At 57.3% G+C, this 23189-nt stretch carries 21 protein-coding genes; 8 read left to right on the forward strand and 13 right to left on the reverse strand.

Going from position 1 to position 23189, the window contains the following annotated elements; all coding sequences use genetic code 11:
- Nucleotides 1-124: 124 nt before the first annotated feature.
- Complete coding sequence (locus IPM59_04585; GenBank protein MBK9214864.1) at nucleotides 125-1681, forward strand: serine/threonine protein kinase; 1557 nt, start codon at nucleotides 125-127, stop codon at nucleotides 1679-1681.
- 1 nt (nucleotide 1682) lies between these two features.
- On the opposite strand, the gene IPM59_04590 is transcribed toward IPM59_04585, so the two are convergent.
- Genes IPM59_04590 through IPM59_04615 form a run of 6 tightly spaced genes read right to left on the reverse strand, consistent with a single transcriptional unit; the run spans nucleotide 1683 to nucleotide 8217 of the window.
- Nucleotides 1683-2705, reverse strand: coding sequence for a MoxR family ATPase (locus IPM59_04590; GenBank protein ID MBK9214865.1), 1023 nt, complete (start codon nucleotides 2703-2705; stop codon nucleotides 1683-1685).
- Entirely contained in the window at nucleotides 2636-3373 is a 738-nt protein-coding gene (locus tag IPM59_04595) for a sulfite exporter TauE/SafE family protein (protein ID MBK9214866.1), read from the reverse strand. Before IPM59_04595 ends, IPM59_04590 begins: the two co-directional genes overlap by 70 nt.
- Entirely contained in the window at nucleotides 3363-4688 is a 1326-nt protein-coding gene (locus IPM59_04600; protein MBK9214867.1) for a DUF4350 domain-containing protein, read from the reverse strand. Before IPM59_04600 ends, IPM59_04595 begins: the two co-directional genes overlap by 11 nt.
- On the reverse strand, nucleotides 4685-5725 hold the full coding sequence (locus IPM59_04605; GenBank protein ID MBK9214868.1) for a DUF4129 domain-containing protein: 1041 nt from the start codon (nucleotides 5723-5725) through the stop codon (nucleotides 4685-4687). Before IPM59_04605 ends, IPM59_04600 begins: the two co-directional genes overlap by 4 nt.
- A gap of 2 nt (nucleotides 5726-5727) precedes the next feature.
- Nucleotides 5728-6810, reverse strand: coding sequence for a hypothetical protein (locus IPM59_04610; protein MBK9214869.1), 1083 nt, complete (start codon nucleotides 6808-6810; stop codon nucleotides 5728-5730).
- A gap of 3 nt (nucleotides 6811-6813) precedes the next feature.
- Nucleotides 6814-8217, reverse strand: coding sequence for a sigma-54-dependent Fis family transcriptional regulator (locus IPM59_04615; GenBank protein MBK9214870.1), 1404 nt, complete (start codon nucleotides 8215-8217; stop codon nucleotides 6814-6816).
- 122 nt (nucleotides 8218-8339) lie between these two features.
- Between IPM59_04615 and sppA the strand changes: the two genes are divergently transcribed.
- On the forward strand, nucleotides 8340-10130 hold the full coding sequence (sppA, locus tag IPM59_04620) for a signal peptide peptidase SppA (protein MBK9214871.1): 1791 nt from the start codon (nucleotides 8340-8342) through the stop codon (nucleotides 10128-10130).
- Nucleotides 10131-10136: 6 nt separating this feature from the next.
- Here the strand turns inward: sppA and IPM59_04625 are convergent, their stop codons facing one another.
- Nucleotides 10137-10655, reverse strand: coding sequence for a hypothetical protein (locus IPM59_04625; GenBank protein MBK9214872.1), 519 nt, complete (start codon nucleotides 10653-10655; stop codon nucleotides 10137-10139).
- A 41-nt stretch (nucleotides 10656-10696) separates the two neighbouring features.
- Here IPM59_04625 and bcp point away from each other — a divergent pair, with 41 nt between their 5' ends.
- From bcp to IPM59_04640, 3 genes are all read left to right on the forward strand, one after another.
- The gene (bcp, locus tag IPM59_04630) at nucleotides 10697-11155 is read left to right on the forward strand and encodes a thioredoxin-dependent thiol peroxidase (GenBank protein MBK9214873.1); all 459 of its coding nucleotides are present in this window, start codon (nucleotides 10697-10699) and stop codon (nucleotides 11153-11155) included.
- Nucleotides 11155-11460 carry a rhodanese-like domain-containing protein gene (locus tag IPM59_04635; GenBank protein MBK9214874.1) on the forward strand — a complete coding sequence of 102 codons (306 nt, stop codon included), beginning with the start codon at nucleotides 11155-11157 and terminating at the stop codon, nucleotides 11458-11460. The genes bcp and IPM59_04635 overlap by 1 nt, the downstream gene beginning before the upstream one ends.
- Nucleotides 11461-11581: 121 nt before the next feature.
- Nucleotides 11582-12400: a hypothetical protein gene (locus tag IPM59_04640; protein MBK9214875.1), complete on the forward strand. Its 819-nt coding sequence runs from the start codon at nucleotides 11582-11584 to the stop codon at nucleotides 12398-12400.
- Between the two features lie 29 nt (nucleotides 12401-12429).
- Here IPM59_04640 and IPM59_04645 read toward each other — a convergent pair whose 3' ends face one another.
- The 3 genes from IPM59_04645 to IPM59_04655 all read right to left on the reverse strand — a co-directional run bounded on the left by IPM59_04645 (nucleotide 12430) and on the right by IPM59_04655 (nucleotide 17888).
- Nucleotides 12430-13545, reverse strand: a complete 1116-nt coding sequence (locus IPM59_04645) for a CapA family protein (protein MBK9214876.1) — start codon at nucleotides 13543-13545, stop codon at nucleotides 12430-12432.
- A gap of 34 nt (nucleotides 13546-13579) precedes the next feature.
- Nucleotides 13580-17281, reverse strand: a complete 3702-nt coding sequence (locus IPM59_04650; GenBank protein MBK9214877.1) for a multifunctional oxoglutarate decarboxylase/oxoglutarate dehydrogenase thiamine pyrophosphate-binding subunit/dihydrolipoyllysine-residue succinyltransferase subunit — start codon at nucleotides 17279-17281, stop codon at nucleotides 13580-13582.
- Between the two features lie 112 nt (nucleotides 17282-17393).
- Nucleotides 17394-17888 (reverse strand): DinB family protein, encoded by a 495-nt coding sequence (locus tag IPM59_04655; protein ID MBK9214878.1) that lies wholly within the window; start codon nucleotides 17886-17888, stop codon nucleotides 17394-17396.
- Between the two features lie 60 nt (nucleotides 17889-17948).
- Between IPM59_04655 and IPM59_04660 the strand changes: the two genes are divergently transcribed.
- Both IPM59_04660 and IPM59_04665 read left to right on the forward strand, forming a co-directional pair.
- Nucleotides 17949-18182 (forward strand): CopG family transcriptional regulator, encoded by a 234-nt coding sequence (locus IPM59_04660; GenBank protein MBK9214879.1) that lies wholly within the window; start codon nucleotides 17949-17951, stop codon nucleotides 18180-18182.
- Nucleotides 18169-18429 carry a type II toxin-antitoxin system RelE/ParE family toxin gene (locus IPM59_04665; GenBank protein MBK9214880.1) on the forward strand — a complete coding sequence of 87 codons (261 nt, stop codon included), beginning with the start codon at nucleotides 18169-18171 and terminating at the stop codon, nucleotides 18427-18429. Before IPM59_04660 ends, IPM59_04665 begins: the two co-directional genes overlap by 14 nt.
- A 68-nt stretch (nucleotides 18430-18497) precedes the next feature.
- Here the strand turns inward: IPM59_04665 and tkt are convergent, their stop codons facing one another.
- A complete protein-coding gene (tkt, locus tag IPM59_04670; GenBank protein ID MBK9214881.1) occupies nucleotides 18498-20513 on the reverse strand; it encodes a transketolase in 2016 nt (671 codons plus the stop codon).
- Nucleotides 20510-21973 (reverse strand): gluconokinase, encoded by a 1464-nt coding sequence (locus IPM59_04675; GenBank protein MBK9214882.1) that lies wholly within the window; start codon nucleotides 21971-21973, stop codon nucleotides 20510-20512. The genes tkt and IPM59_04675 overlap by 4 nt, the downstream gene beginning before the upstream one ends.
- 72 nt (nucleotides 21974-22045) lie before the next feature.
- On the opposite strand from IPM59_04675, the gene IPM59_04680 reads away from it, so the two are divergent.
- Nucleotides 22046-22864, forward strand: coding sequence for a zinc ribbon domain-containing protein (locus IPM59_04680; protein ID MBK9214883.1), 819 nt, complete (start codon nucleotides 22046-22048; stop codon nucleotides 22862-22864).
- Here IPM59_04680 and IPM59_04685 read toward each other — a convergent pair whose 3' ends face one another.
- Nucleotides 22865-23161 carry a DUF962 domain-containing protein gene (locus tag IPM59_04685; protein MBK9214884.1) on the reverse strand — a complete coding sequence of 99 codons (297 nt, stop codon included), beginning with the start codon at nucleotides 23159-23161 and terminating at the stop codon, nucleotides 22865-22867.
- Between the last annotated feature and the right edge of the window lie 28 nt (nucleotides 23162-23189).

Here is a 23189-nt window from a genome sequence, read left to right on the forward strand (position 1 = left end):
TGCGTAAGCGGGCGGCCAGTTCCGAGGCAATAAGTCGCTTTCGAAAGGTACTGGCCGCCCGCTTACGCAGGCGGTTCTGACATATAGTTGCAACCTGGCGGCGTGTCAGGCGTTCTAATTACAGATGATCGACGACGTGCTCGGCAAATTAGTAGCGGACAAATACCGCATCGAGGGCCTGATCCGCGAAAGCGAATCAGGCGACCTCTTCACTGCGCGTCACGAGGTGCTGGAGCGGCCCGTGACCATCAAGATATTGTCTCGTGCCCTCGCCATGGATCAGCGTTGGGTCACGCGCTTTGTCAACGAAGCCCGCGCTGCCTCGGCCCTCGAACATCCGAACATCCTCAACATCACCGACTTTGGCACGGATGCGAAAGGTGTCTCGTATGCCGTCTTTGAACACGCACCGCCGACTACGCTACGCGATATGATCGCGAGCGAGTCGATGCTCACAGAGAAGCGCGCTATCGGGATCGCCCGTCAGATCGCGGCTGCTGTCGGCGCTGCCCATGAGAAACAGGTCTTGCACGGAGCTCTGGAGCCGAGAGCGGTCTTTGTCGATCAGGCGGATGGCGGAGATACGGCAAAGGCCTACGGTTTTGGCGGCGACGCGACACATGTCGCTCGTGACGCCGATCCGAGATACCTTGCACCGGAACAATGCAGCAAGTTTCCGGCTGCCGATCAGCGTTCGGATGTCTATTCGTTGGGCGTGATGCTCTACGAGATGTTGAGCGGCTCCGTGCCGTTCGATGGCGCGACAACGGCCGAGGTTCTCGCAAAACAGAATTCCGAACCGCCTCCTCCGCTGTCGGCATTTCGCCGTGATGTGCATCCTGAGATTGAGCCGATCGTCCTGAGCGCCATCGCTGCCGACCCCGAGCGGCGCTATCAGACGATGGCCGCGCTCGTCGAAGACCTCGGCACGCTATCCGGGCGTCTCGGCATCGCAACCGCGGACGAACCAAAGGCCGAGGCCACTGCTGTTGCCGCCAAGCCCAACGTCTGGCGAACCGCATTCATCGCGATGGCCGGTATCGGTCTGCTCGCCGCCGCTCTGATCTATGCGACATCGACCCGACGGACCGATCCTACCACGCAGGCCCAGACGGATGCCGGCAGCCTTCCGGTCCAGCCGATCGGTCCTGCTTCTGGCATTCAGGACCAAATGATCGCCGATGCGTTCCTCAGGAACTATGCCGGCTACGACGCCAACACCGCGATGCCGCTCGATCCGCTCGCCAATGCGGGTGACGGCCTCGACTACTGGAGCAGCGGCGGCTATCCGCAGATAACGACCGGCCCGCTGCCGATGAATGTCGCTCCGGCCGGACCGATGATGACGGTCCCGGGTAGCGGCGGCAGCCAGTTCATGTCGGACATTTGGTACGACAAGACGAACAATCGCTGCTTTGACCTGAACGGCACCGTGCCGTGCCCGCCGGGCGTCCAGCGCCAGGAAACGGCACCGACTGCGAACACGCGGACCAATCCTGCGAATGCGAATATTGCCGGAAACACCGTGACCAGCAACCCTGTCAGGCCCGGCGGCCCCACGCCGTCAACGACGCCGAAACCGCTTGCGACACCGCCGCCGCGAACGACACGCCCCGGCCCGCAACCGGACAAGCCGATACCGACTAAGCCGAGCAGCAAGCCTAACGAAGAAGAATTCTAGTTTATCGGGGGATCTCGACCGTCTTGACGATGTCTGAAATGACGGCATCAGGGGAGGCTCCATCGAGTTCGGCCTCGGCACGGAGACTGAGTCGATGACGCAGCACCGGTGCGGCGATGTCGCGGATGTCGTCGGGGGTGGCAAAGTCGCGGCCGCGGATGGCGGCGAGTGCTTTCGAGCACAGCAGTAAAGCGACTGACGCACGCGGGCTGGCACCATAGAACACCGTCGGATGCGTGCGTGTTCTCCGGACGATCTCGACGATGTATTGCCGGACGCCCGGCTCCATTCGCATGTTGCGGACCTCGGCACGGCAGTGTTGGATCGCGGTGGCATCGGGCAACGGAGCGATCTGGACCTGTTCGAGATGCCGCGAATTAAAGCCTGCATCCCAACGGGCCACGATCTCAGCCTCGGCTTCCGCCTCGGGGTAGTCGATGAGGATCTTCATCAGGAACCGGTCGAGTTGTGCCTCGGGCAGCGGATAGGTGCCCTCGTATTCGATCGGATTCTCGGTCGCGAGCACGGTAAACAGTGGCGAGAGTTGGTAACGTTCGCCGTCGATGGTCACCTGCCGCTCTTCCATCGCTTCGAGCAGGGCGGCTTGCGTCTTTGGCGGCGTGCGGTTGATCTCATCGGCAAGCAGAATGTCCGTAAACACAGGCCCGTGCCGCAGCGTGAACTGCGACGTTTGCATATTAAATACGTTCGTTCCCGTGATGTCCGATGGCATCAGGTCAGGCGTGAACTGGATACGAGAGAACTGAGCGCCGATGATCTGGGCAAGTGTTTTTACGGTCAGCGTCTTTGCCGTGCCGGGAACGCCCTCGATCAGCGCATGCCCTTCGGCTAGCAGCGCGACAAGTATCTGCTCGATCGCATCGTCTTCGCCGACGATGGTCTTGCGAAGTTCGTTAAGGATGTGTGCAACCGTTGCCGGTGTGTGAGTCAGCATTAGAACAGTCCGTAGATCGTCCAGGCGGCTAGCAGAAATACGGCCGTCAGGAATATTCGCCTCAGCCATACCTCATCGAGTTTTGCGGCGTAATGTGCACCCACATAGGCACCCGCGAACATCGTGATCCCGAGGATCAGGCCGAGCTTATAGTCCACTAAACCTTGCCACATAAAAGCGATCGTGGCAACGCCCGACGATGCGACGTTGATCAGCTTCGTCGCCCCGACCGCCTCTCCGTACTGCATTCCATACATGCCGACCATGACGGCTGTCAGCACGGTCACATAACCTCCGCTGAACAATCCGCCGTAGATACCGAGGAGGAAAACGACCAGATAGGTCAATGGGGCAGCCGTTGCCTTAACCTTTTCGGTTCGCGGCCTGAGAAGGATGAAGAGGGCAACGGCGACCATTGCAATGCTGACGATCACCTTGATCCCGTCGGCACTAATAACGCCGACGAGCATCGCTCCGATCGCAGAACTGACGACTGTGAGTACGAGCATCGGCACTAGCGGCCGAACCTCGAACCGACGCTGCCTGACAAACGGAATTGTTCCGCCTATCGCCATAAAGAGCAGCCCGAACATGTTTGTAGCGACTGCGATCCTCGCATCAATGCCTGCCTGGAACATCACGGGAACGGCGATAAGCGAATTGCTACCGGTCACGACGCCGATGATACTCGTTACGAAGAAAACGGCGATCAGAATGAGGAGCGTATCAACCGGCATCTTTTGATCCTTGTATACGACGAACGCCGAGTTTCTGCTCAACATCGCGAAGTGCGGCGATCAAGGACAGCACCTCACGTTTGCCTGTCGGCTCGCCGCGAATGATCTCTTCACACTTGAACAGCGTCGCTTCGTACTCATCCTCTTTGCCGCCTATCCGCTCAACCAGGGCGACCGCGATCTCGCGTGGTTTCGCAGCCATTGTGTCGAGGCCGAGAGTTCGGCAGATGCGGACACGGGCATCCGTGTAGATGTTCTCTACCGCCAGATCGTAGGCGTTCGTCCGGCGCTGCAGTTCGGCCATCGCCGTCACGTACTCTAGTTTTGACAGGCGATCGGGCTCAGGTTCGGGAACAGGCCGGGCGAAGCGACGACTGCGCGAATAAAATATCAGGCCCGCAAGAAAGGCTGCCTGCAGAAAGATGCCGATGATTGGCGTCCCCGCAAAGAATTGAAGGAAGCGGTTCCTGTCGCTGCCAAAGCCGTGGTGATACTCATCGAACGCGATGATGCCGTCCTTGACGCTGACGAGGTTTATCCCAAGCCGGGCGTTATCGGCCAATGCGATGCCGCCGTTGGATACGATATAGGGATCGGCAACGAATACGATCTTTCCACTACCGAACGGCGCGTCAATGACCAACCCGTCATCAGCGAGAGGGAAATGAATGAGCGGTGCGATATGGCTTGGCTCGGCCGCCGGCGAAGCCGGGCTTTTCGTCCGTTCCTCGTCCCCGCCGGGAAACTGTACTGCACTGATCGACGAAGAAAAACGTGAAGGCTGAACCGCGACAATACTCTCGGTAAGGGTTGTCGGCTGCACAGGCTTGACCGCGGCTGTCTCAGCGATCATCTGCTGCTGGTCTGCCGGGTCGACCGTCAGGAGCGCAGGAACCTGCTGGTTCGAGACGATGATCCTCCAGTTAGCGGTCGTCGTCGCAAGTTTTGCAGGCGGCTCGCGGTCAATGATAACGAGGCGTCCGCCCTCTGACACCCAGCGGAGCAGAGACTCAGCCTCCTCGTCGGTTAACTCTCGTTTCAGTCTGCCGATCAGGACGAACACATTCGGCTTAGCCGATCCGCTCGTCAATAACGATGAGGGCGGCTCTTGCCAGCGGACAGCCTTTCGCCCTGTTTCGGTAAGAAGCGAGTAGTATGCCTGTGTGCCTGTGGAGCCCGAATTGTAACTCGAGCGGTCGGCGGCAAGTTCGCTGTCGGGCGTTTTTTCCTTTTGCTGATACGAAGCAGCATTAAGGCCCACCAGGACGGTGATGAGGAAGACGAATACTGCTAGCAGCAATAGTCGCTGTTTCATCTTCCTGTCTCCGTTACCGTCTGACGGCAGGCATTTCTGAAGCTCTCCCACTCTTCACCGCGGGCCGGCGTGAGGCCGTACCATCTGCGTTCAAAGGTACCGGTAAGTCCATGCATGCGGTCGAACAATCTCTCGTTACGACGAACGTCGCGGAGATAATCTCTATTCGTCTTGTGCCTGGCAAGGGCAATCACATTTCGATCGCTCAGGTCGCAAAGAACGGCGATATAGCCCTTGCGGATCGCACCGCGGAGATCACCCTCGCGGGCGAGGCGTTCGGCCTCGGCCAATAGGTCATGGCCCGACTCGTGAGCTTCGATCCTTTCGCCGAGGATCACGCGCGGATCGCGTTTCTCTTTGTTCCTGAGGCCGATCCGGCGCGCGAGTGCCGGAGCGAACTTGTAGATCAGGAAACCGACGATCGCGACCACAACCAGTAGAACGATGATCTGAAGCGCATAGGTCAGCGAACCCATGCCGGCGCTTGGTTCCGATGGGATATCGGGTTGCGGAAATTGCCGGGCGAGCCATTCTGTGAATTCGCGCCACCATTTTTGGAATAGGCTTTCCTCCTTTTGCTGTGCCTTTTGATACTCCTCACGACGGAGGATCTCGGCGAGCTTCTGTTTATCTTCGTCTTTAGAACGCGTTCCTACCTCCGCAGTTTCTATATCTTCGACCGCCCGAACAATTGCGGCCAGCCGTTCGTCGATACCGGTCAGGATCGCGAGGCGTTTTGTTCCACTTGGTTCCGCTTCGATGCGATCCAATTCAAGCGCTAGCCAGGCATTGTCCGTTTCGACGCTGCCTGACGGCCACTCGATCACCTCCGACGGCCGCAAGAGGCCGGCGAGCTTCTCAATGTCGCGGGCCGGCGGCCGCTCACCGGCGTTCTCGATGAGCCTTGCCACAACCTCGCGTGCCGACCCGGCACGCTGCTTATAATCCCGGAGCGTGACCGCCCCGACTACAGCCGTAAACACGGTGATCACGGCCGCAAATGCGGCAACGGAGCCTGTGATTGTCCTCAGCCGCATTCTCATTTAAGTCCGAGGGAAGTGAAGTGACCGTGGCCCTCTGTCGGATCGGCCAAGGCCGGCTGCAGTGGATTTAGATAGCTGGTGGGCACGGACGGAATGTCTCCAAGCCGGGCCGCGGCCATTAGTTCGATGTCATAGCCCTCACGTCTGACTCGTTCATCGACGTACAACAGACAGAGCCCGATCATCCACACCGGCGAGAGCAGAATAAAGCTCACCTGCCAGATCAGGTTGTAAGCGATCTCGTACCATGCCGGTATCACGTCCGCATCAAAGCTCATCAACGGCACACCTTGCGATGACGCATACCACGCCAGCGGGACGTAAAGCAATGCAAGCGCCGAATAGGTCGCCACGGTTGTAAAGATGAACAGCGCGGCCAGACGCCTGACGTTACGGCTGGCCAGCGTCGCGCTTCGGCCGATCGCGGCAAAGACGCCTTGGCCTTCGACGAGCATGACCTGCGGGACATATGCCAATCGCGAAGCGGCAAGGAAAAAGAGCCATGTCGTGCCGAATAGTATTGCCGAACCAAGAATGATCGAGAGCAGGACGGCGACTATCGGTATCGTTTCGAATGCAGCAGCGACCAGCGCGATCACTAATATCGCGGCAACCAGGCCGAGGTAATAGACGGCCAGTCCGACGGCCCCAAGAATGAACGTTATCAGCGTTGCTGCGACCAACAGCCCGCCGATGCGCTGTAATGCATCTCGATAAGTGCTCCTGAATGTGATCGCTTCGCCATGCAGCAAATGGCGGACGAAACCGCGCGACGCTCCGCCCATCACAATTAGCGTGGCGATCGTCTCGATCAGCCAGATGAAAACGCTTCCGAGCCAGACGAAGACGTAGTAAAAGGCGTTCTCGGCCGAGTACCTGTCAGCTCCGAGCGAGAATATCCGGCGCCCAAGCATTAGCCAGCCTAGTGAGAATATCGTGCCGACGATCACCGGTGAGGTGGCGATCAGTATGAATGTTCCAAAGGACTTTCGATAGAAGCGAAAAGCTCGGTCGATAAGGTCGCCGGCTCCAAGAGGCCTGATCCCGTTAGCAAAAGTTGGGCCCATACTGTCCGTCATTTGCTAAGGCCGGAGGTGATAACTCTTTATTTTCGAATTGAGTGTAGTTGCATTGAGCCCCAAGAGCCGTGCCGCCCGCGACTGGTGCCCGCCGGTCTGCTCCAACGCGCGTAGGATAAGATCGATCTCAAACTTCTTCACCTCATCATAAAAGCTAACGCCGCGCGCCAGATCAACGCTGCCCGATGCGCCTTCTGTATCTGCGACCGCCTTCATTGCCGCCTCGGGATCGATGACCTCAGGCCTGAGACATTCGACCGATATATGATCGTCGGGCGTTATGACGATGGCACGTTCGATAATATTCTCGAGTTCGCGGACATTTCCCGGATAGTCATACTTTTCCAACAGACCGAGGACGTCGGGAGAAATATTTTCGGAGACAGTCCGGTCGTTTTCCGCCGAGTATTTTCGAATAAAGTGTTGCGCGAGCGGCAGTATGTCCTCGCGGCGTTCGCGGAGCGGCGGAAGCTCGATCGGCACGACGGCGAGGCGAAAATACAGGTCCTCGCGAAACTGTCCGTTGCGGACAGCTTCCTTGAGATCGACATTGGTCGCTGCGATGATGCGGACGTCCACCTTGACCGGCAGCGTGTCACCAACCGGCGTAAACTCGCGCTCCTGAATGACCCGCAAAAGCCGTACCTGTGTTTCGGGCCGAATGTCGCCGATCTCATCAAGAAATATCGATCCGCTATCCGCTGACTCGAATAGGCCTTTCTTTGCGGAGACAGCACCGGTGAATGCCCCTTTTGTATGTCCGAACAACTCGGATTCGAGCAGTTCTGATGGAATATTGGAGCAATTGACGACCACGAATGGATTTTGAGCCCGAGGGCTGGCCTCGTGGATCGCTTTTGCCACTAACTCTTTCCCGGTTCCGCTCTCGCCTGTGATGAGAACAGTCGAGCGTGCGGGGGCGACCTGTTCGACGAGCCGAAACACATTCTCCATCTTGTCAGAGCGGCCGATGAACCCGTCGCGGTTCACCGATCGTGCCATTGCCTGGCGGAGCGTTCGCCGCTCTTCTTCCTTGCGTCGGCTGCGGATACCCTTGGCAACAAGCGCGAGGATCTGCTCATTCTGGAAAGGCTTACGGATCACGCCGGCTGCACCTTTCTCCCACGCGGAGATCGCCGTATCGAACGTCGCGTATGCAGTGACCATCAAGACCACGGCTTCGGGATCGGCCCTGATCAACTCCTCGAGGGCAGTGAGCCCGCCGATGCCCGGCATCGAGACATCCATTAGCACGACGTCAAAACTACGATCCTCGTATGCGGCGATTGCTTCTTCGCCGGTCTTTGTTAATTCGACCTTATAGCCCGCTCCCGAGAGTATTGTCTCGAGCACATCGCGCATGATCTCTTCGTCGTCACAGATGAGGATCGAGCCTTTTTTCGCCATAAAGCTAGAATATAGCCCAAATCACCTGTGCCGCGCACGTCTCTCGCGTCGTCGCGGCATTGAACCTTTGCCGCATGGGTGGCGTAATATGCTAATTGCGCGACCATTAGGTCCGAAAGACAATGGCTATCTCAAAAACAACAAAGATCTTTCTCCTGCTGGGAGGTATCCTGGCGGCGCTTTTGATCGTCGGCGTGATCGCCATCATCGTCGCTGCGGGATCATTTGGGCGTCCCTCGATCGCCGAAAACAGCGTTCTGATACTGAACATATCGGGCGACCTGCCGGACTATGTGGCAGAAGAGCCGCTTGCCAAGGCATTCGGCATTCCGCAGTCTCAATCGTTTACGGGACTTCTAACACAGCTGCGAAAGGCCAAGGTAGATAATCGGATCGGCGCCGTCCTACTCGACATCAACTTTCCTAATATCGGCTGGGGTAAGGCGGATGAGTTCCGAGATGCCGTAGCCGAGTTTAAGAGGTCCGGCAAGCCCGTTTATGCCTATATGCAGATCGGGACGAACCGTGAATATTACCTCGCGACGGCCGCCGACAAGATATTCATGCCGCCTTCCGGTGACCTGTATGTAAACGGATTTGCCGCAGAAGCGATGTTTTACAAGGGCTCGCTCGACAAGCTCGGTATCGAAGCAGACGTCATCCAGATAGGCCCAAAATACAAGAACGCTCCTGACCGCTATACGCGTAAGGAGATGTCCGACGGCCAGCGTGAGGTTATCAATGCTGTTCTCGACGAATACTTTTCACGGTTTACCGGTGCGATCGCAGAGTCGAGAAAAAAGGATCCAACTGACGTCAAGACCCTCATTGACGATGCCCCTTACAATGCCAATCAGGCAAAAGAACTGAACCTGATCGACGGAGCCATTTATCGTGAGAAGGTGGATGACGAAATCAAGACGACGCTTGGCTACAAGGCCGATGACAAGCTCCGCACGGTCCGCGGCGGAGATTATCGCGAGATACCGTCTGACAGCCTCGGGCTCAATAGCGGTGAGCGCATTGCGGTGATCTTTGCTTCCGGAGCGATAAATGTCGGCCGGTCGTCGAGCGGCCCGCTCAGCGGCGAGATGATCGGGTCCGACACAATGGTGTCAGCGATCAATTCTGCGGCGGCTGATAAGACGATAAAGGCTATCGTCCTTCGCGTAGATTCACCCGGCGGGTCGGCTCTGGCCTCAGACCTGATCTGGAATGCTATTGAGAATGCCAAGGCGAAGAAGAAGGTCGTTGTCTCAATGTCCGATGTGGCTGCCTCAGGCGGTTACTATATCGCCTGCAACGCCGACAAGATCGTTGCCGAACCATCGACCGTCACGGGGTCGATAGGCGTCTTTATGGGAAAGCCGGTTGTTAAGGGGATGTACGATTGGCTTGGGATAACGAACGAATATGTGATGCGCGGCAAGAACGCGGGCATCTTTCGCGAAACCGAGAAATGGACGCCCGAGGAACGCGAGAAAATGGTTGCCCAGACAAACTCGATCTACTACGACAACTTTTTGCCGAAGGTCGCAAAAGGACGTGGCAAGTCTCATGAGGAGGCCAATACGCTGGGACAGGGCCGCGTCTGGACGGGCACTCAGGCTAAGCAGAACGGACTGATCGACGAATTTGGCGGCCTTGAAAAAGCGATCGATGTCGCGAAGGCATTGGCCGAGCTTCCCGCTGACAAAGATGTCAAGCGAGTAGTCTTTCCGGAGCCACGGCCTCTCATGGAAGAGATCTTCGGTGACGACGAAACATCGCAGGTCCAGGAACAGGCCCGGGCCGCATTGATCGAATCTCTTCCCGCGGATGTCCGCAGGGCATTCCGTTTTTCAGCGCTCTTCGATCAAATGCAGCGGGGCGAGGCAATGCTGCTGCTGCCATTCGAGCTAAGCATCAGGTGATCCCGTTCAGCGGCGGCGTAACGCCAGCGGTATCGGCAGCCATTGCCGGTCTCGGCCATAGGTTCTTGCGTTGAGTGTGTCTATCGAATGCTCGGCCTGCTGCTGCAGGTCGTCGGGCGGCAGATGGCTGCTGTCCTCGTAGCAAGCGTGAACAATGCATGCCGATGGCTTTCCGTCATTATGCACGAGACAGCCGATCCCGGCCTCAAAGAGCGGACAGGCGTATTTCTGATCATAGCTGCCGTTGCCGTTCGTCAGGCCGTGGTCACTGATCGCGTTATCAATGCGCGTTTCGACAAGGGCTCGATGCTTAGGCGAAAGCCGGCCGAGGGCGCGATCAATGGCTACCGCCTCTAGCCGTGTTACCTGAACATTGACAAAATGGGCATCCAAACAACAGGCGCCGGGCGTCTCACAAGTTTGGCAGCTTTTCGCCCTCTGTTCGTAACTCGCGACGGCCTGTCGCAATGCTCGCTTTATTCGGTCCAGAGACCTCAGGGCCTTTGTTTCGCTTAGATATTTCACGCTTTTCGATGCTAAACTGATTTTACATTTTGCGGAGGCTTATGCTGAAAGAGGGAGACAAGGCGCCGGAATTCTCGGCCAAAGATCAGAACGGCGATCCGGTCAGGTTAAAGGATCTCAGGGGCAAGCGCGTCGTACTTTGGTTCTACCCGAAGGACGACACACCCGGATGAACGAAGGAAGCGTGTTCGCTCCGGGATTCGAGCGGCAAATTTGATAAGAAGGATATTGTCGTCGTCGGTGTTTCAACCGACAGCGCGAAGTCGCATCAGAAGTTCATTTCGAAGTACGACCTTCCGTTCACGCTGATCGCCGACACCGAACACGACGTCGTAGAAAAATACGGCGTTTGGGTCGAAAAGAGCATGTACGGAAAGAAGTATATGGGCATCCAGCGAACGACCTTTTTGATCGATGCCGACGGAAAGATCGCCAAGATCTTTGCCAAGGTTGATGTAGAGAACCACGCTGACGAGGTTCTTGCGGCGTGGGGAGAGTAATGATGAAAAACACGGTACTATTGCTGTTTTCCGTTGTCTTTTTGCTTCTTGGCTGCACGCCGCCGGCGGCACCGCTACTCGTCTACACAAAGTACGAGAATGACGACGCCGTGCCGCGTATCAAGGTAGAAGAGGCAAAGAAGGAATTTGATGCCGGCAATGTGGTATTTGTCGATAGCCGTCCGGAGGCGGCTTTTAAGGCAGAGCATCTGCCGGGAGCGATCAATATCCCGCTTGGTGCCGATGCGGAGGCAAAGTTTAGCCAGTTGCCGAAGGGCAAGAAGATAATCGTTTACTGCACCTGACCGCGCGAGCACACGAGTGCCAGTTTGGCATTCCAGATGAACCAGAAAGAGATACCCGCAACCTACGCCCTCGAGGGCGGCCCGCCTGCATGGAAGGCCGCCGGATATCAGCTTGAGAAAAGTGAGTAAGTCCTATAAGAGGTGGCTGCCCTGCGCCGCCGCGGCTGCCCTACTGGCAGTGATTCCGCTTGGCCTGTCCGCACAGACCAAGCGGCCCAAGAAGCCGAAGAAGGCACCTGCTCCAACGGCAAAAGCGACGCCATCACCGATCCCTGAGCCAACGCCGGCCGCGATCCCGCCAAAGCGTAATGAACGGCCATCGGACGGCCATTCCGCTGTTCGACCGGCAGAGCAGTTTGTTCCGGTATATTTGTATAAATTTGAGCGGCCGGGCTTCGTTTACGAGGTGATCGAGATCGAGCTTGATGACGCCGGAAAGGGCAAGATCGCCTTCTCAAAGAGCGGCTTTGACGAGCCTGTCAGCGATCCTGTTCAACTCTCTGCTGTCACGCTCGATAATCTCAAGAAGGCGTTTACAGCACTCAATTTTCTCGATTCAACCGAGGAGTATCAGATCAAGGGGCGTGATTACTCGAACATGGGCAACCTCACGATCACCATGAAAAAACAGGGCCGCGAGCGAACCGTAAAATACAACTGGACTGAGAACAAGGACGCCAAGATGCTGATGGACGAATATCGCCGCATCAGCAATGAGTACACATGGGCATTTGAGATAACACTTGCCCGCGAGAATCAACCGCTGCAGACGCCCGGCCTAATGGACACGTTTGCGTCCTATTACAAGCGCAATGAGCTCTCTGACCCGCCGCACCTGCTGCCGCTGCTGACCGAGCTCTCGACCGACGAACGAATGCCCCTAATGGCCCGCAACCGCGCAGCAAAACTGATCGAACAGATCCAAAAGGCCAAAAAATAGTCGTAGCATTTGCCGCCAAAGGCGTGTGGTTATTTCACTGTGATTGTCCCATCATCTGCTATTTTCGGGGCATTTGAGCCAAAATCAGATTCGGACAGCGTCCTGACGGTTTTTAGGCCTTCACCTGATGGGTCGAGGACGGGGATGCCTTTGCCTTCTTGGCGGCCGGAATGGATCTTGCCGCTGAGGAATTTGCCGCTTGAGTCGAGTTTGACTTCGAGGGCCATGGTGAGGGCGGTTTCAGCAGCCAGGCCGAACCAGCCGTAGGTGCAGAAGTTGCCGAGGCTGTACATTACGAGGCGGTCCTTGTAGATCTCCATGCCGCGCATCACATGTGGGCCGTGGCCGAGGACAAGGTCGGCACCGGCGTCGACGACGGTGTGCGTAAAGAGCGGCAGGTTGCCGCGATTCTCACCGAGAAAGATATCATTGCGGTTTACTACGTGCTGAGCTCCGGTGCCCTCGGCACCGCCGTGGAACGAAACGACGACGAGGTCGGCTTGTTTTCCCGCCTCAGTGACTAGGCGTCGGGCATTGTCAATGTCGTTAATGCTTGGCATGCCGTTATTGTGGCCAAATGCGACAAAGGCGACCTTTTTGCCTTTTGAGGCGAGATAGGTGACCGTGGCCGGCGGATCGAGGCTGCCGGCGTATTTGATGCCCTGCTCGTCGAGCACCTTTTGCGTGCTGGTGCGGCCTTCGAGGCCGAAATCGCCCGCGTGGTTATTCGCCACGCTCATCACGTCAAAACCAGCTTCTTTCAGATACTTGCCGTAACGCGTCGGCGTGCGAAAGGCAAAGCACTTTGTCGAGCCTGGCCGACACTTGCCCGACGAACCGCCGTCAACGATCGGTCCCTCGAGATTGCCAAATGCGATATCGGCCCTCGATAAGATCGGCGTGAACGCCTTGAACAGGTCCGCACCATCATTTGGCGGCATCCGCGTGTCATTAGGATACGGCGATCCCATCATAATGTCGCCAACGCCGACGATGGTTATCGGCTCGGTATTCTTCGGTGTCGCATCAGGTTGTGCGCCACCTGCCGGCTCACCGCTGTTGACTGTCTTTGTCTGGCACGCAAGCATGATCGCGAGGCCAAGCGGCAAGGCAAGCGACGCAGAGATGAGCTTTGAATATGTCATAATGATCGTTTTTTAGCTTAGGACACGGGACCTATTAGCTCGTCGCCATGGTCCCGGCCGTTGAGATCCGCACAGACGAGTTGACGAGACGCTCCTGTTCAAGATTATGGATCGCGTAGCTGCCCGTCGCGGGCGAGGCTGAGGCGTCGCGGCCGATGTACTGAAGGGTTGCGTTCGACGGCAGGATCGCGCTCAGCCGAGGCTCGATAAAGGTCCAGCCGCCCATGTTTTGCGGCTCTTCCTGACACCAGACTACCTCGGCCGCGTTCGGGTAATCGGCAAACACGGCCTTCAAGGCTGCGGCCGGAAATGGGTAGAACTGTTCGAGTCGCACGACGGCGACATCGGTCACATTGCCCTCGTCGCGGGCGGTTTCGAGGTCGTAATAGACCTTGCCGCTGCAGAGGACGATGCGGCGGACCTTCGATCTGTCGAGTTCGCGGGCGTCGGCGATGACCGGTTGAAAGCCGCCATCCGTCAGTTCATCCATCGTCGAGCTAGCTGCTGGCAGACGCAGCAGGCTCTTTGGCGTCATTACGACGAGTGGGCGGCGCATTTCCTGAATGACCTGACGGCGGAGCAGGTGGAAGTACTGCGCCGGCGTTGTCGGATAGCAGACCTGAAGATTATTCTCAGCACAAAGTTGCAAATAACGCTCTAATCTAGCCGATGAGTGCTCCGGCCCTTGCCCTTCGTAACCGTGCGGCAAGAGCATGACGAGATCTGAGGGCTGCTGCCATTTATCTTCACCGGAGGATATGTACTGGTCGATGATGATCTGGGCACCATTAGAGAAATCGCCAAACTGTGCCTCCCATGCGACGAGTTCGCGGCGATGCCTGACCGAATAGCCGTACTCAAAGCCGAGCACGGCGTACTCGCTCAGACTGCTGTCAAAGACATAGAAGCGAGCGGCCGGGTTCCTATCGCTCCGCAGTTCGGAAAGCGGCGTCCAACGTTCGCCTGTCATCGTGTCATACATCGACGCGTGACGGTGAGAGAATGTGCCGCGGCCCGAGTCCTGGCCACTGACGCGGACTGGCATCCCTTCGAGCACCATAGATCCGAACGAAAGCGCCTCGGCAAAACCCCAATCCATCGGCACTTCGCCGTCACCCATCTTTGCGCGTCGGGCAAGCTGGCCGACCATCTTTGGATTGATGTGAAAGCCATCGGGCACGAGCGAGACCTTGTCGGCGACGGCCTTGAGCGTCGCAGCCGGAACGCCCGTCGGCACCACGCTCGATCCATCTTCATCTGCGGAATGCGGCGGGAGGGACGTCTTGGCCGGTTTTTCTACTGCGATCTGTTTAGCTCGGGCGAGGATTCCCTCGTAACGCGCGACGACGCTATTGGTCATTGCGGCCAGGTCATCGTCGGTGATGACACCCTCGCGGATGAGCTGTTGTGCGTATAGGTGACGTGTGCCGGGATGGGCTTTCACGCGGGCGTACATTACGGGCTGCGTGTAGCTCGGCTCGTCGCCCTCGTTGTGCCCCAAGCGACGAAAACCGACCAAGTCGAGGACTACGTCGCGCTTGAATTCGTGCCGATACGCAAGTGCGATCTGGATCACGCGATACGCGGCCTCAGGGTCATCGCCGTTTATATGAAATATCGGAGCCTGCGTGATCTGCGCGGCATCGGTCGAATAGATCGATGAACGTCCCAGCTCCGGTGACGTCGTAAATCCGATTTGATTGTTGATAACGAGGTGAATGGTCCCGCCCGTGCGATAGCCGGGCAGGCTGGCAAGCTGGAGCGTTTCCATCACGACGCCTTGGCCGGCAAAGGCCGCATCTCCGTGCAGCAGCACGGGCATTATGCGGTCGTATGCCTCTTCGCGGGTATGTTCTTCGCCGTTACGAAGCTCGTCCTGCCGGGCACGGGCCATGCCCTCGACCACGGGATTTACGGCCTCAAGATGGCTCGGATTGCACGATAGCGAGATGGATATCTCGCGTCCCGCTTTTGTCGTTTTGCGACCCTCGGCTCCTTGGTGGTACTTAACGTCGCCCTCGTCGGCCGGAAAATCCGGGTGCGATGTGCCCTCGAACACGGTAAAGATGCGCTCGGCCATGTCACCCTTCTCAGCGTCGCCGACTATGTTTGACAGCACATTGAGGCGGCCGCGGTGGGCCATGCCCATGAATATTTCTTCGACACCGCGAGCGGACGCACCCTCGACGAGCTGATCGAGCATCGGTATCACCGTCTCACAGCCCTCGAGCGAGAAGCGCTTTTGCCCAAGATATTTTTTGTGCAGGAACTGCTCGAACTGCTCGGCCTCGATGAGTTTTTGCAGCAGTTCCTTCTTCAGTTGAGGGGCAAGTGGTTTTGTATCGACAAACTGTTCGCGGACGCGTGCACGGATCCACTCCTTCTCGTCCTTGTCCTGGATGTGGCGATATTCGGTACCGACCTTGCCGCAATATGCATGTCGCAGGATCTCGAGTATCCGCCGTAGTGTAGCAGTCTTTTCGCCATGAAGTCCGCCGGTGATGAACTCGCGGTCGAGGTCCCAGATCGTGAGGCCAAAATTCTCGAGATCCAATTCGCTCGCGTGGTGCGAGGTCATGTTGAGCGGATCGATATCGGCGAGCAGGTGGCCGCGGATGCGGTAGGCGTTGATCAATTGCAGAACATTCGCCTGCTTTTCGGCCTGCTCGGTAAAGCGGTCACCGCCGAGCAGGTGCGGATTGTAATCCTGCGCCCAATGAAGAGGCGGATGATTGATCTCGAGATCGGCAAAGATGCCCTCGTAGAAACCGTGTTGGCCGGTCAGGAATTCGTGGACTTTGGCGAGAAACATCCCGCTCTCGGCACCCTGAATGACGCGATGGTCGTAGGTGTTTGTAAGCGTCATCGTCTTGCTGATGCCCAGCAAAGACAGGGCGGCGGACGTCATCGCCTGGTACTCGGCGGGATATTCGAGGGCACCGGTCGCGATGATCGCGCTCTGGCCGGCCATTAGGCGAGGATTCGACGCGGCGGTGCCGATCGTTCCGGGATTTGTCAGCGAGATCGTCGTCCCTTGAAAGTCCGCGATCTCAAGCTTGCCATCACGAGCACGCTTGACGGTGTCGTTGTAGGCGGCGAAGAACTCGGCGAAATTCATTTCGCCGGCGTTCTTGATGTTGGGAACCAACAGGCTGCGAGTGCCGTCCTTTTTCTCGATGTCGATCGCGATGCCGAGATTGATGCCAGAATTCTCGATCCGCGAAGGCGTTCCGTCAATCTCGCCGTAACCGACATTGAGGCTCGGCATGGCTTTCGCGGCTTGAACGATCGCCCACGCGATCATGTGCGTGAATGATGCTTTGCCACGACCGCGTGCCGCGAGATGTTCGTTGACAATGCGGCGATTTTCCTCAAGGACCTTGACCGGAATCGTGCGAAAGCTCGTAGCCGTCGGAACGGTCAGGCTCTGCTCCATGTTCTCGACGATCTTTTTTGCCGGACCGGTGATGGGCTTGGTGTTTGCTCCGGATGGAGTTGGTATCGTGGTCTTCTTTCCAGGTTTCTCGGGCTCAACAGGCACACTCCCTACCGGTCGTGTTTCCGCCTGTTCGGCGGCCGGCTGGCCGTTCAGCAGGTCGCCGAAATACTGCTGCCACGATTCATCGACCAGCTTTGGGTCGCTTTGATAACGGGCCAACAGGCCCTCGACGTAGGTAGCGTTGGAGCCAAAGGCTTCCTTGATAAATTCGGATAGATTCGTTGTTGTTTTACTCACGATTGTCTCGGTCAAACCAATAGTTTAACGCATCGGCTTTGAAATTCGTAGCTATTCACTGCGGCGCGTGAGGCCGCCGATCAGGTGAAGAACTGCGGCGATCAGGCCATGGCTAGGAAACGCCTTTGTTCGGATTCCAGCTTCCTTGAAGTTTTCTGACGAGCAATATCTGGCCGGCGTGATAGGCGTTGTGGGCGTTGATGTCTGAGATCAGCTCGGCCCACGAGCGGGTATTTTCGGCCGAGACCTGCTCAGCCAGCCTGCTATCATCAGCCGCCGCGATCAGCTCGCGAAAATTTGTCATCACGGCATCGAACCGCTCGACGGCCTGGTTCCACTCTTCTTCAGTGCCGCCCGCGGTGAACGTCTCGTCGTTGTCCGCCGTCGGATACTCGTACTCCTCGCCCCTAAACCGTACGAAATACGCGTAGTTGTAAAACGTCAGATGCTCGAGCGTCTGCCAGATCGAATGCTGCCCGGCCATCGGCCACCACGCCGCCTGCGCCGCGGTCAGCCCATCAACCGCATTCCGCACCGCTACAAACCAACTGTCGGCGTCGTAGCAGGTGATGAACTGCCTGAGGAGTAGCTTGTTGATACTTTTCATCTCAATTTGGGACGTTACAACGTCTTGACGTTATAATGCTTTAGTGCCATACTCTTACATATGGCAGTTCAATCAAAACGAGCAACAATCTATTTTGAACCAGACCTGCATCGGGCGGTCCGGCTCAAATCAGCTCATACTAATCGAACGATCTCAGATATTGTAAACGATTCTCTTCGCGAGGCCTTGCGTGAAGATCAAGAAGACCTGCGTGCATTTGACGAGCGAGCTTCGGAACCAACGATGTCGTACGAAACCCTCCTCAAAAAGTTAAAGGCCGATGGCAAGATATAAGGTCATTGTAAAGCACTCGGTCCACAAGGATCTGCGTGCAATTCCAAAGACCTATCTAAAGAAAATTCTCGCAACAATCGAATCTCTGGCCGAGAACCCGCGTCCAATCGGATGCGAAAAACTGTCTGGACATGAGCGTTATCGAATTCGGCAGGGAATATACCGGGTCATTTACGAGATCGTCGATGACCGTTTGATCGTGAACGTTGTAAAAGTGGGACATCGGCGTGATGTTTACGATCGGTGAATACGTCTTATTCCATTAAGCCCGAGTACAAAAACGTACAACGTTTTCAGGTCCAAGGAAAATACTGATCACACCAGCCGCATTGCTGTTTTGATCACATTCTCAACCGTAAACCCGTAATCCCTGAACACATCCTCCGCCGGGGCCGAGGCGCCGAATTTGTCGACGCAGAGCGTGTTGCCGCGGTCGCCGACGTATTTGTGCCAGCCCTGTGAGACGCCGGCTTCGATGGCGAGGCGGGCGGTGATCTTTGGAGGAAGGACTTCGTCGCGGTATTTTTGCGGCTGAGCGTCAAAGAATTCCCAGCACGGCATTGAAACGACGCGCGTCGGTGTGCCGGCTGCGTTTAGCTGTTCCCGAGCTTCCAGCGCAAGGCCGACCTCTGAACCGGTGGCGATCAGGATAAGCTTCGGCGTAGCCGGCTTGCCGGCTTTTGTTTCGGCGTCGGCCAGGATGTATGCGCCTTTGTGCAGGCCGCCGGCTGACGCGTATTTTTTTCGGTCGATCACCGCGACCTTTTGGCGCGACAGGGCGAGCGAGGTCGGGGCGTCGGTTCGTTTCAGTGCCGCACGCCAAGCCTCGCGGACCTCGTGGGCGTCGCAGGGGCGAATGAGAGCGAGATTCGGGATCGCTCGCAGGGCCGCGAGATGTTCTACGGACTGATGTGTCGGGCCGTCTTCGCCGAGGCCGATCGAGTCGTGCGTAAAGACGTAGATCACACGTATGTGCGAGAGCGCCGCCAGCCTGATCGCAGGCCGCATATAATCCGAAAAGGTCTGAAACGTGCCGCCAAACGGGATCACGCTGCCGAATAGAGCCATGCCGTTCATCGTCGAGCCCATCGCGTGTTCGCGGATGCCGAAATGGACATTGCGGTTCTCGTAGCGGCCCTGCTGAATGTCGGCGGACGATTTGATGTAAGTGTTGTTTGACGGCGTCAGGTCGGCCGAGCCGCCGATCATCGAAGGAATAGTGTCCGCGATCGCATTGATCACATCGCCCGAATACGCACGCGTCGCCTTTGCCTCGACACCGTCGAATGACGGCAGCGCCTTTTCCCAATCCTTGGGCAATTCGCCGAGGAGAATGTCGTGAAACGCACGGCCGAGTTCGGTGTGCTTCTTTTCATAACGCTTGACCATCGCTTTCCAGTTCCGCTCGGCCTTTGCGCCGCGCTTGATGCTCTCGCGGAGCTTTGTGTAGACCTCTTTTGGCACATAAAAGCTCTTCTTCTCAGGCCAGCCGAGATTGCGTTTTGTCTCTTCTACGGCGTCAACGCCCGGAGCGTCCGAATGAGCTTTCGATGTGCCCTGCTTGGGCATTCCGTAGCCGATAATCGTGTGGACGCGAATCAGCGATGGTCGATCTTTCACCTTCTGCGCGTCACGAATAGCGGCCTCGATCGCCCTAAGGTCATTGCCGTCCTTTACCTCGCTGACATGCCAGCCTGCGGCTTGAAATCTCTTCGTGCGGTCTTCGGTAAACGCCATCTCGGTCGAGCCGTCGATCGTGATCAGGTTGTCGTCATAAAGGTAGATCAGATTGCCGAGGCCGAGATGCCCGGCAAGCGAAGCCGCTTCATACGACACGCCCTCCATCAAGTCGCCGTCCGAGCAGATGCAGTAGATGTAGTTATCCACGACCGGAAAACCGCGCTTGTTGAATTTTGCCGCTAGATGAGCGGCCGCAATGCCCATGCCGACACCGTTCGCAAACCCTTGGCCGAGCGGCCCGGTCGTGATCTCAACGCCGTCTGTCAGGATGTTCTCGGGGTGGCCCGGCGTCTTTGAATGAAGCTGCCGAAACCGCTTGATCTCGTCCATAGACAGCCCGTAGCCGCTCAGATGCAGCAAGCTGTATAGGAGCATCGACCCATGACCGGCCGACAGCAAAAAGCGGTCGCGGCCGAACCATTTTGGGTTCTTTGGGTTGTGCCTGAGGAATTTTGTCCACAGCACATAAGCCGCCGGGGCCATGCCGAGCGGCAGGCCCGGATGCCCGGAATTCGCCTTCTGAATGGCATCGAGCGAAAGCGTACGGATGGTGTTAATGCAAAGCTGGTCGAGTTTTGCCGAGGTTGTCATGTCGATGTGGTAATCCGTTTGTAGTATTCCTCGTGCTGCTTGCGGGCCTTGTGATAGGCCGTGTGGCAATCAGGATGACAAGCCAGCGATGTCGCTGCCGGCGCCGAAAAACTGTCGATATTGTCTATTCTGCCAAGACTTTCGAGTGCAAGCAAAACCGCACCGCGCATTGACGCCTCGGGCGCGTAATTCATCAGCAGGTCGCGGCCCAGAACATCGGCGATCATTTGCGGCCAGACGGACGACCGCCGGAGGGCGCCGCCTGATGCGACAATGTGTTTGATCTTGCCGATACTTCTTAGCCGGTCATGGATCGCGGCAAATCGGTAGGCGACCGATTCCATCGCGGCTTGCAGGATGTCAACAGCGTCGTGCGATGAGTTCAGGCCGATAACAGCGCCGCGCGCATCCCCGCGATAGCCCGTCGAGCGTTCACCGAAGAAGAACGGCATCATCGTCAGGCCGTGTGCGGCGGCACCGCGTTGCTGCATCAGTTCCTCGGCGTTCCTTGGAAGGTTTAATGTTGCCTTTAGCAACTCGTATAGATTCCCGCCGTCCGATAATGCACCGCCGACGATCACGCGCCGGCAGTCGATGCGGTAGCACCAGAGGCCGTCGGGAATGTGTGTTGGCGGTTTGCCCTGATAGGCAACGCGCATCGCTCCCGACGTGCCGACCATCAGACTCGTCCGGTCTTTTCCAATGCCGCACGAGGCGATGTGATCGGCAGCCCCGTCGGCGACGGCCGGGAACCAAACAGCTTTCTTGAGCGCGGGCCAATGGCGAGCAAGCGTGGGACTCAGTTTCGTGATCGTTTCACGTTCTGCAGCAACCCGTGGCAATTGCGAGCGGTTTACTTTTAGATATCGCAGCAGGTCGCCGTCCCAAGCACAGCGTGCTTGATCAAAAATACCGGTTCCCGACGCCATTGACACGCTCGTGAGGCCATAGCCGCTCATTCGTTCTGTCAGATAGTCAGCGAACGATAGCCATCGGTCAGTAGCGGCAAAAACATGCGGCTGCGTCCGACGCAGCCACAACAATTTGGCGGGCCAGTAACTTGAGTGAAAATGTGCTCCCGTTCGGTCGTGAACAACACGCCCGTCAAACCGCGCTTTCAACAAGGCTGACGCGTCGCGACTGCGAGTGTCGGCCCAGCCATAGACGGGCATGATAGGTTTGCCTCTGTGATCGACGCCGAGGAGACTATGCCAAAAACAACTGACTGCGACCGCGATGATCTCGCCTTTCCGGGGCTTGGACAGGACCGAATCGATCACCGATATGACTCGCGAAACCAACTCGTCCGCGTCAAATTCGCTGCCGCCGTCGGGCGTTGTGGTGAATGAATGCTCGAGCTTGACGAGCGAACGCGGCCGGAGCTTTCCCCGGTCGTCATAAAGCGCGGCCCTGACACTCGATGTGCCGATGTCGAGGCCGAGGATCAGGGATTGGTCCATACTGATACGGCAAGTTTACCTAACATGGGCAACCATTGTCGCTAGGCGGGCCGATGGGCTATTATTATCGCGATGAGGCGATGTTCCAACTGCGGCAATGAGAATCCGGACCAGATGGCTTTCTGCCTGAACTGTGGCCGTGAATTGCCGGTTGAATGGAACCAGCTCGACAAGACGACGGATTCGCTTCAGGGCGGCCCTGCTACGATCGGGACACCGAGCGTTGAGACGCGGTTCTATCGGCAGCCCGCTGAGACGGCGTTTGACCCACCGACCCAAGCAACGCGCAGCAAGCGCCCCATAGTCGTGGCCATGGCCGCACTGCTTGTCGGCGGGATCGGTATCGTTGCGGCCCTTGGGCTGGCGGGTTGGTATTTTTACAAGCGAACGCCGCCGGCGGTCAGCCTTGTCTCGCCCGCGGAGAACACAAACACGGCAAACAGTAACGCAAGCCCAAAGCCCTCGTTCACTCCGCCGACCGAACCGACAAAGACGGGCACGTTCACCGTCGCGGCTAACATGGGCTGGCAGTTGTCTGAGATCGATACTGTTCCGCGCGAGGAATTTACGACCAAGGTCACCGGCCTGATAGACCTTGCGGGCGTCAAGTCGCGACTCACGCCAAAGGGAACTAATGACGCGGCGGCCAAATCGCGACGGCTCTTTCCCGACCTGCCGGCCGGAGCATTGCTTATGCGGACGCGCTATGCTGACGGAAAATTCTCGAATGTCCAGCCCGTGACGGCCGGATCATCCGGCAACTGGCAGAATTTTGAGGACGAACGCGGCCGGCTGGAGTTTTGCGTCAACGACAACGCGCCGGAGCAGAACGGCGGCAATTTTATCGTGACCGTAAAGATGACGAAATTGCCAAAACCGAAAAAGCAGTGATCAGCCAAAGGTCTTTTTCATCCACCATCGCAGGCCAACGAACAGAAACCGATAGTCTTTCATGAACTCGGGCGGTTTTCCCTCAAAGTAGTGCCCGATGAATTGAAGGACCCAACCGACTACAAAGAGTCCCAAGGCGATCCGCCACAGGCCGTCGATAAAGAACGATGGAATAACTAAAAGGACCGACAGCGCGATCATCGGGATGCCGAATGTATGCAGCAGCCGATTGATCGGATGCTGATGGCTTTCGGAGTATTCGTCGATCCAGGACTCCCACGTGCGCCCGCCCATCATAGCCTCATGTCTCCTTCTGCGAGAATCT

The sequence above is a fragment of the Chloracidobacterium sp. genome, from assembly GCA_016715795.1.
In the GTDB taxonomy this organism is placed as follows: Bacteria; Acidobacteriota; Blastocatellia; order Pyrinomonadales; family Pyrinomonadaceae; genus OLB17.